The sequence below is a fragment of the Streptosporangium sp. NPDC006013 genome, from assembly GCF_040614275.1.
Lineage (GTDB): Bacteria > Actinomycetota > Actinomycetes > Streptosporangiales > Streptosporangiaceae > Streptosporangium.
The window spans coordinates 1-8,678 of sequence record NZ_JBEXUE010000420.1 but is presented as its reverse complement, the minus strand read 5'-3'; the positions used below and the strand labels follow the sequence as shown (position 1 = coordinate 8,678).

Annotated in this window: 7 protein-coding genes and 2 rRNA genes; 4 read left to right on the top strand and 5 right to left on the bottom strand. The window is 67.8% G+C overall.

Features of this window, described 5'->3' with window-relative positions; all coding sequences use genetic code 11:
- Positions 1 to 52: 52 nt before the first annotated feature.
- Both ABZ260_RS39975 and ABZ260_RS39970 read right to left on the bottom strand, forming a co-directional pair.
- Positions 53 to 1,351, bottom strand: a complete 1,299-nt coding sequence (locus tag ABZ260_RS39975; RefSeq protein ID WP_355628001.1) for an aspartate aminotransferase family protein — start codon at positions 1,349 to 1,351, stop codon at positions 53 to 55.
- Positions 1,352 to 1,529: 178 nt separating this feature from the next.
- On the bottom strand, positions 1,530 to 3,041 hold the full coding sequence (locus ABZ260_RS39970) for an MFS transporter (RefSeq protein ID WP_355627998.1): 1,512 nt from the start codon (positions 3,039 to 3,041) through the stop codon (positions 1,530 to 1,532).
- Between the two features lie 54 nt (positions 3,042 to 3,095).
- On the opposite strand from ABZ260_RS39970, the gene ABZ260_RS39965 reads away from it, so the two are divergent.
- The 3 genes from ABZ260_RS39965 (at position 3,096) to ABZ260_RS39955 (ending at position 6,026) form a co-directional block, all read left to right on the top strand.
- Positions 3,096 to 3,869: a TetR/AcrR family transcriptional regulator C-terminal domain-containing protein gene (locus ABZ260_RS39965; RefSeq protein WP_355627995.1), complete on the top strand. Its 774-nt coding sequence runs from the start codon at positions 3,096 to 3,098 to the stop codon at positions 3,867 to 3,869.
- A gap of 126 nt (positions 3,870 to 3,995) precedes the next feature.
- On the top strand, positions 3,996 to 5,621 hold the full coding sequence (locus tag ABZ260_RS39960; RefSeq protein ID WP_355627993.1) for a PucR family transcriptional regulator: 1,626 nt from the start codon (positions 3,996 to 3,998) through the stop codon (positions 5,619 to 5,621).
- A 9-nt stretch (positions 5,622 to 5,630) separates the two neighbouring features.
- Positions 5,631 to 6,026, top strand: a complete 396-nt coding sequence (locus tag ABZ260_RS39955; protein WP_355569102.1) for a cupin domain-containing protein — start codon at positions 5,631 to 5,633, stop codon at positions 6,024 to 6,026.
- A 165-nt stretch (positions 6,027 to 6,191) separates the two neighbouring features.
- On the opposite strand, the gene ABZ260_RS39950 is transcribed toward ABZ260_RS39955, so the two are convergent.
- A complete protein-coding gene (locus tag ABZ260_RS39950) occupies positions 6,192 to 6,341 on the bottom strand; it encodes a hypothetical protein (protein WP_355627990.1) in 150 nt (49 codons plus the stop codon).
- 409 nt (positions 6,342 to 6,750) lie between these two features.
- Between ABZ260_RS39950 and ABZ260_RS39945 the strand changes: the two genes are divergently transcribed.
- Positions 6,751 to 8,094, top strand: a complete 1,344-nt coding sequence (locus ABZ260_RS39945; protein WP_355627988.1) for a phosphodiester glycosidase family protein — start codon at positions 6,751 to 6,753, stop codon at positions 8,092 to 8,094.
- 249 nt (positions 8,095 to 8,343) lie between these two features.
- On the opposite strand, the gene rrf is transcribed toward ABZ260_RS39945, so the two are convergent.
- Both rrf and ABZ260_RS39935 read right to left on the bottom strand, forming a co-directional pair.
- Positions 8,344 to 8,460, bottom strand: a 5S ribosomal RNA gene (rrf, locus tag ABZ260_RS39940).
- A 130-nt stretch (positions 8,461 to 8,590) separates the two neighbouring features.
- A 23S ribosomal RNA gene (locus ABZ260_RS39935) occupies positions 8,591 to 8,678 on the bottom strand; the annotation flags it as partial.

Here is an 8,678-nt window from a genome sequence, read left to right as displayed (position 1 = left end):
GTGCGACCGGAGCCCTCGACGAGGGCTCCGTTGATCCAGTGAGTGACGTTCTTCACGAGGCGACCTCGGCGTTGACGGTTTCGAGCACACCGACGATGATTCCGAGACCCTCGGCGGCCTCCTCCATGGTCAGGGTGAGCGGCGGGGCCATGCGGAGCACGTTGCCCCGCAGCCCGCCCTTGCCCGCCAGCAGGCCGGCCTTCCTGCTCTCCTCCATGAACCGGCCGGCGAGCGCCGGGGAGGGTTCGCCCGTCGCCGGGTCGACCAGCTCGACGGCGAACATCAGGCCCCTGCCGCGGACGTCGCCGACGATCGGCAGGCGCGGCGCGGCCTCGCGGAGCCCGTCGATGATCAGGGCGCCGGTCCTGGCGGCGGCGGCCTGCAGGTCGTGGTCGAGGACGTAGTCCAGGGTGGCGTTGGCCGCGGCCATGGAGATCGGGTTGCCGCCGAAGGTGGCCAGCCCGACGGCGTGGAGGTTGTCCATCAGGTCACCCCGGGCGACGACGCCACCCACCGCGAAGCCGTTGCCCAGCCCCTTGGCGAAGGTCATCATGTCGGGCGTGACACCGTGGTTCTGGATGCCGAAGAAGGCCGAGCCGGTACGGCCCCAGCCGGTCTGCACCTCGTCGGAGATGAACAGGATCCCCTCGGAGTCGAGGACCTCCTGGTAGGCGGCGAACAGCCCGTCGGGGGCCATGGTGAAGCCGCCCACGCCCTGGATCGGCTCGGCGATCAGCGCCGCCACGTCGTTGGAGACGGCCGTGGAGAGCACGTGGCGCAGGTCGTCGACGCAGGCCTCGATGTAGCCGGCGTCGGACAGGCCGCGGAACTGGGCGAGGTGCCGGTCGGCTCCGTGCAGGAAGTGCACGTTCAGTGGCGACAGCGAGTTGTTCTTCCAGGAACGGTTGCCCGTGACGCCGATCGTGCCGAAGGAGCGGCCGTGGTAGCTCTGCCGCATGGCGAGCACCTGGTCGGACTTGCGCGCGTAGGTCGCCAGCAGCAGCGCGGCCTCGTTGGCCTCGGTGCCGGAGTTGGTGAAGAAGACCTTCGCGTCCTGGATGCCGGAGAGCCTGGCGATCTTCTCGGCCAGCTCGACCTGACCGCGCAGCAGGTAGACCGTGGAGGTATGCACGACACCGGTGGCGAGCTGCCGCTCCACGGCCTCCCGCACCTCGGGCACGTCGTACCCGATCATGTTGGTCAGAATGCCCGCGAAGAAGTCGAGGTAGGTCTTGCCCGACGCATCGACTACTCGGTTGCCCTTGCCTGAGACGATCTCGATGGGCTCGTCGTAGTAGAGAGCCAGCCAGTTGGGCATTACCGCGCGATGGCGCGCAAGGAGGTCCGACATACATCGAGTATCACCGCTCGGAGCCACCTCCTCATACCCGCAACATGTCGGCATATAGTCGCCAAACCCAGCACACTGTCAGGCCGGTACGCCCATGCCGGCGTGCCGATCCACCCAGCCGATCCGCCCGGGCGTCGGCCGGCGGCCCGGCACGCCGTGGCGGCGGCCGGAGAGCCCCTCAGCCCTCGGTCTTCACCAGGTCGGTGTCCGAGGCGGCCGTGACCACGGGCGCGGGCCGCAGCACCAGGAACGCCAGCGTGGCGGCGGCCAGTGTGAAGGCGACTCCCACCCAGGAGCCGAACGACATGGCGGAGACGAACGCCTCGCGCGCGGTCTCGATCACCCCCGGATCCCCCAGCCGCAGCGCCTCTCCGATCGACTCCCTGGCGCCGGCCGGGGCGTCCGCGGGCATCGACGAGGTGTAAACCCCGGCCAGCACGCTGCCCAGCACGGCGATGCTCAGCGCCATGCCGACCTGCTGGACCGTGTCGTTGAGCGCCGACCCGACACCGGCGTGCGCGGGCGGCACCGCGCCCATCAGCGTCGCGTAGGCCGCGGGACCCGCCAGGCCGCCGCCGATCCCCATGAGCATGAGACCGGAGATCAACATGCCGTACCCGGTGTCGGCGGTCATGAAGGCGAGCACCCCGAAGCCGGACGCCATCACGGCGAGGCCGACGGCGACCAGCACCCGGTTGCTGACCTTCCGCCCCAGCCCGGCACCGACCCCGTTGAACAGCGCGGCGGCCACGGCGTACGGCAGCAGCGCGAGACCGGCCCGCATGGGACCGTAACCCAGCACGAACTGCAGGTACTGGGTCAGCATCAGCAGCAGCGCGCCCGTGCCGAACGACATCAGCACGATCGAGAACGAGGAACCGCTGAAGTTCCGGTTGCGAAACAGCTCCAGCGGGAGCATCGGATGGTCCGACCTGAGCTCCCAGATCACGAACGCCCCCAGCGCGAGCACCGCCACGCCGGCGGCGACCAGCGACTCCGCCGAGGTCCAGCCCGCCGTCGGAGCGGAGACGACCACGTAGACCAGGGCGCTCATGCCGGCCGTGGACAGCACCACGCCGAGCGGGTCGAGTTTTCTCGCCGGACCACGTGACTCGGGCATCAGCAGCACCGCCGCGACGACCGCGACGACCGCGACGGGCGCGTTGAGCAGGAAGATCGATCCCCACCAGTAGTGTTCCAGCAGGAAACCGCCCAGTGTGGGACCGGCGATCACACCGACCATGGCCACCGCGCTCCACGCGGCGATCGCCTTGCGGCGCTCCTCCTCGTCGAAGACGGTGATCAGGATCGACAGGGTGCTCGGCATCAGGATGGAGCCGCCGACGCCCATCAGCGCGCGGGCACCGATCAGCTGCCAGGGCTCGGTGACCAGCACGGCGACCAGCGAGGCACCGCCGAACAGCAGCAGGCCGATGACCAGGAAACGCTTACGGCCGTAACGGTCCGACAGGCTGCCCGAGGTGAGCAGCAACCCGGCGAAGACAAGGACATAGGCGTCGATGATCCACTGGATGTCCGCGGGGGTGGCTCCCAGGTCGACCATCAACGCCGGGATGGCCAGATTCAGGACGGTGTTGTCCACCACCAGGACCAGCAGGCTCAGACAGAGCACTCCGAGGATCCACCAGCGCCTCGGATCGCGTTCGACTCGTACAGTGTTCGATTCCACTCGCACACTGTATGACAGGCTCGCACGGTGTACTATCGGATTTATGCTTGGAGCGTGAAACAGCACTTCAGCTCCGTCTGGACGCGCGAGCCGCGCACCGCCAAGAGTCCGGGGCTCGATCGCGCGCAGATCGTGCGCGAGGCGATGGCACTGCTCGACGCCGAGGGGCTGGACGCACTGAGCATGCGCCGCCTGGGCGCCAGGCTCGGCTCGGGGGCCACCAGTATCTACTGGCACGTGGCCAACAAGGACGAGCTGCTGGAGCTGGTCCTCGACGAGGTCTACGGCGAGCTGACGGTCCCGGACGTCCAGGAGACCACCTGGCGCAACTCCGCCGCCTCCTTCGCGTACAGCATGCGCCAGATGCTCTTCAGGCACCCCTGGGTGACCAACCTCATCGGGACCATCCCCGGCATCGGCCCCAACGCGATACTGCTGATGACCCGGCTCGTCGCCACCTTCGACCACGCCGGGTTCCGTGGCCTCGACCAGGACTACGCCGCCTCGACGCTCATGGCCTACGTGTCCGGGGTCACCCAGCCCGAAATCTCCTGGCGGACCATGATGGAGCGGACCGGCCTTGAGTCCAACGAGCTGAACGCGGCCATCCAGCCGGCGGTGGAGAAGGCCGCGGCAGGCCACCCCGGACTGGCCGCCCGCTACGCCGAGTTCAGGGAGATCGACATCGAGACCGCCAGGGCGCTCAACTTCGAGTTCGGCCTGACCTGCCTCCTCGACGGCCTGGAGGCCCGCCTGAACCGCGCGGCCTCGGCACCGGCCTCGGCGGACCCCGGCGCGACACCGCCCCCGCGGCCGGGCATCCATTAGCGATCACCTCCTACCCTGTGCAGACGACGCCGCGGGCCCCGATACCGCAGGGACACGGATGGCAGGTAAACAGCATGTAAAAGGGGGACCACGCGTACTTACATTCTGATCAGATACTCTCTGTGTGTGCTCCCTACAGTCGCCGACGTCCTCGCCCTGGACACCGTTCGCCGGGGCAATCCACAGGTCGTAGCGGGAGCTGACCGGCTGGACAGCCGGGTGCGCTGGGTGCACGTGGGCGAGGTCACCGATATCGCCCACCTGCTACGCGGAGGCGAGCTCGTGCTCACCACCGGCATAGCCCTGCCCGACGACCCCGACAAGCTCGCCGACTATGTCGCCGAGCTGGCCACCGTGGGTGCGTCGGGGCTGATCGTGGAGCTGGGCCGCAAGTTCATCAAAGAGTTGCCCCGTGCCGTGATCAACGCCGCCGAAGTGCACGGCCTGCCCCTGGTGACCCTGGCGATGGAGACACCGTTCGTGCAGATCACCGAGTCGGTGCACGCCCGGATCATCGACATCCAGCTGGAGGAACTCCGCGCCTCCAAGCAGTTGCACGAGGTCTTCACCGAGCTGTCGGTCGAGGGCGCCTCCCCCGCGAGGGTGCTCGGCCAGGTCACCCGGTTGTCCGGACGCCCCGCGCTGCTGGAGAACCTCGCCCACCAGGTCCTGGCATGCGACACCGCCGGACGTGACACGGGCACGCTACTGGCCGGCTGGGAGACGCGCTCCCGCTCGGTGGCACCCCACCCGCGGACCGCCTACGACGCGACCTCAGGCTGGCTGGTCACCATGGTCGGCGCCCGGGGCCAGGACTGGGGCCGCCTGATCCTGCTCTGTGACAGCGAGCCAGGGCCGCACGACATCGTGCTCGCCGAACGCGCCGCGACCACCCTCGCCCTGGGCCGCCTGCTGGAACGCCACCAGGAGTCACTGGAGCGTCAGGCACACGGCACGATCATCACTGGAATCCTGACCCACGCGTACGCCGACCCCGAGGAGGCCGCGGCCCGCGCCCGTGCGGTCGGCGTGCCGCTCACCGGTCGCAGGCTCATGAGCGTGGTGCTGCGCCTGGCCGAGTCGGCGGAGAAGCCGATGGACAGCCAGGAGCAACTCGCCCAGCTCGCCGAACTGGGCGACGCGGCCGCCGCCGCCTGCCGAGAGGCTCGCCTTCCCGCCCTGATCGGCGCCCTGGACCAGAACCGGGTCGGCGTCCTGCTCCCCCTGCCACCGCGCGTCCTCCCCGAATCCGCGCTGACCATGCTCGCCGACCACCTGCGCACGGCCTTCACGACCCCCTTCGTCCTCGCCGCGGGTTCCGTGGTCGAGTCGGTCCGCGACGTGCGGCGGAGCTTCCTGGAGGCCGAGCAGGTCGCCGACGTGGCCGTCAGGCAGCCCGACGGCCGCGCTTTCTACCGGCTCCCCGACCTCCGTCTGCGGGGCCTGCTCCACCTCCTGCGTGACGACGCCCGGCTGCAGACCTTCGCCGAACGCGAGCTTGGCCCGCTGCTCGCCCACGACGCCCAACGCGGCGGCGATCTCACCAGGATCCTCCGGGTCTACCTCAACGCGGGCCGTAACAAGGCCCTCGCCGCTCAGCGGGCGCATCTGTCACGCCCCGCCTTCTACGACCGTCTCCACAGGTTGGAACGCGTCCTCGACACCGATCTGGACGATGTCGAGTCCTGCCTCTCCCTCCATGTCGCCCTGCTGGCGCTGGAGTCCTTCCGGAGAGACAATCCCCGCCCCTGAAAGGTCCCCATGCCCGACATTCTCATCCCAGAGCCCGCCGATCTGGCCCGGATGACCGCCGCCGCCGGGGCGTTCTCCGTCCCCACCGGTGACGTGCAGCTCTCACCGGACGAGCTGGAACCCGACCAGATCCTGGCTGGTTCCCCGCGCGTTTCGTCCATCGAGCTGTGGTCCTCGCCGGATGGCGGGCAGAGCCGGGGCATCTGGGAGATCACGCCGGGCACCGTGGCCGATGTGGAACGTGACGAGATGTTCGTGGTCCTGTCCGGCCGCGCCACGCTGGAGGTCGACGGAGGTGCCACCCTCGAACTCGTCCCCGGCTCGGTCTGCCTGCTCGCCGAGGGGGCCAAGACCGTCTGGATCGTCCACGAGACCCTGCGCAAGGTGTATCACTGCATGGGCTGACCAGATCGGTCGTGGGTCGTACGGAACCGAGCTTCCGTACGACCCACGACCGTCCGTTTACCCCGATCACCGCTTTCCCCGACGACCGAATGCGGCGATCCGTCCCGCGGTAACTCCTGCGGACTTTTCCGGGTCTTCCTGAACCGACTTCGTACGCGAACTGCACTAACCGTGTCTGTCGGATGCGGCATCCATGCGAACGGGGTCATCCACGCAGATGTGGAGATCCCAGCGGCGCGGACGCGTCAGGATCGCCCCGAGGATGACACCGAGGATCACGCTTGCGATGATCACGATGAGAATGCTCAGCCCCATGACGGCTGCCTCTCGGAAAGATGTGCCGCTTGATCTGAGGAAATGCGGCCTACTGCACCGTAGCGTCGCATTCTCGCTGTCGCAACGAAACGGCCAGGGACTAATCCTTATTGACCAGGACCGTTGACCCGGTCGGGACCGTCGCGGGCATGTGAATTCTCCCGCGGGTGACATGCCCCTGCGTGAGCAGCAACACTTTCTTGGGATGTTTCGCGCGTTTCGCTCCCCTCGCCCCGTAGATCTCGGCACGATGGTGCACGAACTCTGAAACCAACGGGGAGAGATATACATGTCGCGACGCCTTGTCGCCGGATTCACGGCCCTAGCGCTCACCGCCACAGCGATTCCCGCTGAGGCCGAGCAGGCGAGTTCGGGGTTTCCCTCCTCCGCGTTCCCACTGGGTGTGAGCATGGCCACGGTGAAAAACCAGCAGAGTGTGGCACCGGGCATTGATCTTTTCAGCGTGAAGCACGGCAAGTCCACACAGGGCTGGACAGTCTCCGCCCTCATGCCCAACGGCCACGACGACGGCCGCCTGGACACCGCTCAGACGGTCGCCGAGGCCGTGGAGGCGGCGGGGTTCACTCCCAGCATCCTGCGGATCGTGCAGCCCGCCGCAGCGGACGCCCCGGCTGTGGAGCGATACATGGTCAGGATCGGCCTGTGGTCATTCGGCAAGCGGGCCGAGGCCGACAAGGTCGTGAAGGAACTCAAGGAGCAGGGCATCCGGGCCAAGACCGACTATCTCGGCGACGACGGCACCGAGACCACCGGCCCCTGGAACATGAGCGTGCTGATGGTCGACCCGAAGGTGTTCAAAGGATCCTTCAAGACGAGCGTCGGCAAGAGCGTGGCCAAGCGCGAGACCACCAGCTCGATGTCGAAACTGACCGGCGCCATCGCCGGGGTCAACGGCGGCTTCTTCAACATCCACACCGCCAAGGCCCTTCAGGGCGACCCGGTCGGTGTCTCCGTGGTGGGCGGCAGGCTGCTCAGCGAGGCCGTGCCAGGCCGCAGCGGCCTCGTCATCACCCAGGGCCGTAAGGCCCGGATCACCGAGTTGCGAACCCAGGTCACCGCGATCTCCTCGGACGGCACGAAGGCCGAGGTCAACGGCATCAACCGGGCCGCCGGAAGCGACGAGCTCGTCCTCTACACCGAGGAATTCGGCAGCAAGACGGCCACCGACGGCGGCATCGAGGTCGTCATCGACGCCCAGGGCCAGGTCGTCAAGGTCCGCCAGGCCGGCGGCATCGTCGCCCGGGGCACCTACGTGCTTCACGGCACCGGCCTGGCGGCCGTCTGGCTCCAGGAACACACACAGGGCACCTGGATGAAGCTGGACACCAAGGTCATCGACCTGCGGACGCAGCGGGCGATACCGCTCACCCCTGATACATACATCATGGGCGGCGGGGTCGGGCTGGTCAGGAACGGCCGGGTGCGCGTCACCGCGGCAGCCGACGGACACGCCTCGGTCAACATGATGCTCCGGCGCCACCCGCGCACGATGGTCGGTGTCAACAAGTCGGGCGGGCTGATCCTGGCCACGGTCGACGGGCGCAACCCGGGTATCTCCGTGGGCGCCTCGATGGTGGAGGCCGCTCAGCTGATGCGGTGGCTGGGCGCCAAGCAGGCCATCAACTTCGACGGTGGTGGCTCCAGCGTGATGGTCGTCGGCCACAAGCCCGTCAACCGGCCCTCGGACGGCGCGGAGCGGACCGTGGGCGACGCCCTCTTCATCACGCCCTGACGAGCGGCGCTCCAACGCGAGAAGCCCCGGTCCTCATCGGCCGGGGCTTCTGGTTCTCCGTAGGCGTACGGCGGCTCTCTCAGCCTCCGGTTCCGAGGCACGTCTTGGAACTCCGTCCCTGAACCCGGGGGAGCCTCCGCTTCAGATTCCAGGGTATGAGAGTGAGGGCCCAAGGCCGGCCTCCCGTTCGGAAGCTCCCCGGAAAGCACGAAGGCCCCCACCAAAAGGTGAGGGCCTTCATAAAAGATTGTCCGGCGGCGACCTACTCTCCCACACCGTCCCCGGTGCAGTACCATCGGCGCTGAAGGGCTTAACTTCCGGGTTCGGAATGTAACCGGGTGTTTCCCCTTCGCCATAACCGCCGTAACTCTATGAAACACACAAACACTGTTTGCTGTCTCAGAATTGCCTAGTGGACGCGAGCAAGACCTTGATCTGGCGCTGCTCCGGACCCGGCGAAGGGACAGAGCGCTGCACAGATCAAGCATGTTGCTTTGTGGTCAAGTCCTCGGCCTATTAGTACTGGTCAGCTCCACACATTACTGCGCTTCCACTTCCAGCCTATCAACCCGGTCGTCTACCGG

Coding starts and splice junctions, on each gene's coding strand:
- ABZ260_RS39975 (WP_355628001.1), bottom strand. CDS start 1,351: ATGTCGGACCTCCTTGCGCGCCATCGCGCGGTAATGCCCAACTGGCTG.
- ABZ260_RS39945 (WP_355627988.1), top strand. CDS start 6,751: ATGGCCACGGTGAAAAACCAGCAGAGTGTGGCACCGGGCATTGATCTT.
- ABZ260_RS39950 (WP_355627990.1), bottom strand. CDS start 6,341: ATGGGGCTGAGCATTCTCATCGTGATCATCGCAAGCGTGATCCTCGGT.
- ABZ260_RS39955 (WP_355569102.1), top strand. CDS start 5,631: ATGCCCGACATTCTCATCCCAGAGCCCGCCGATCTGGCCCGGATGACC.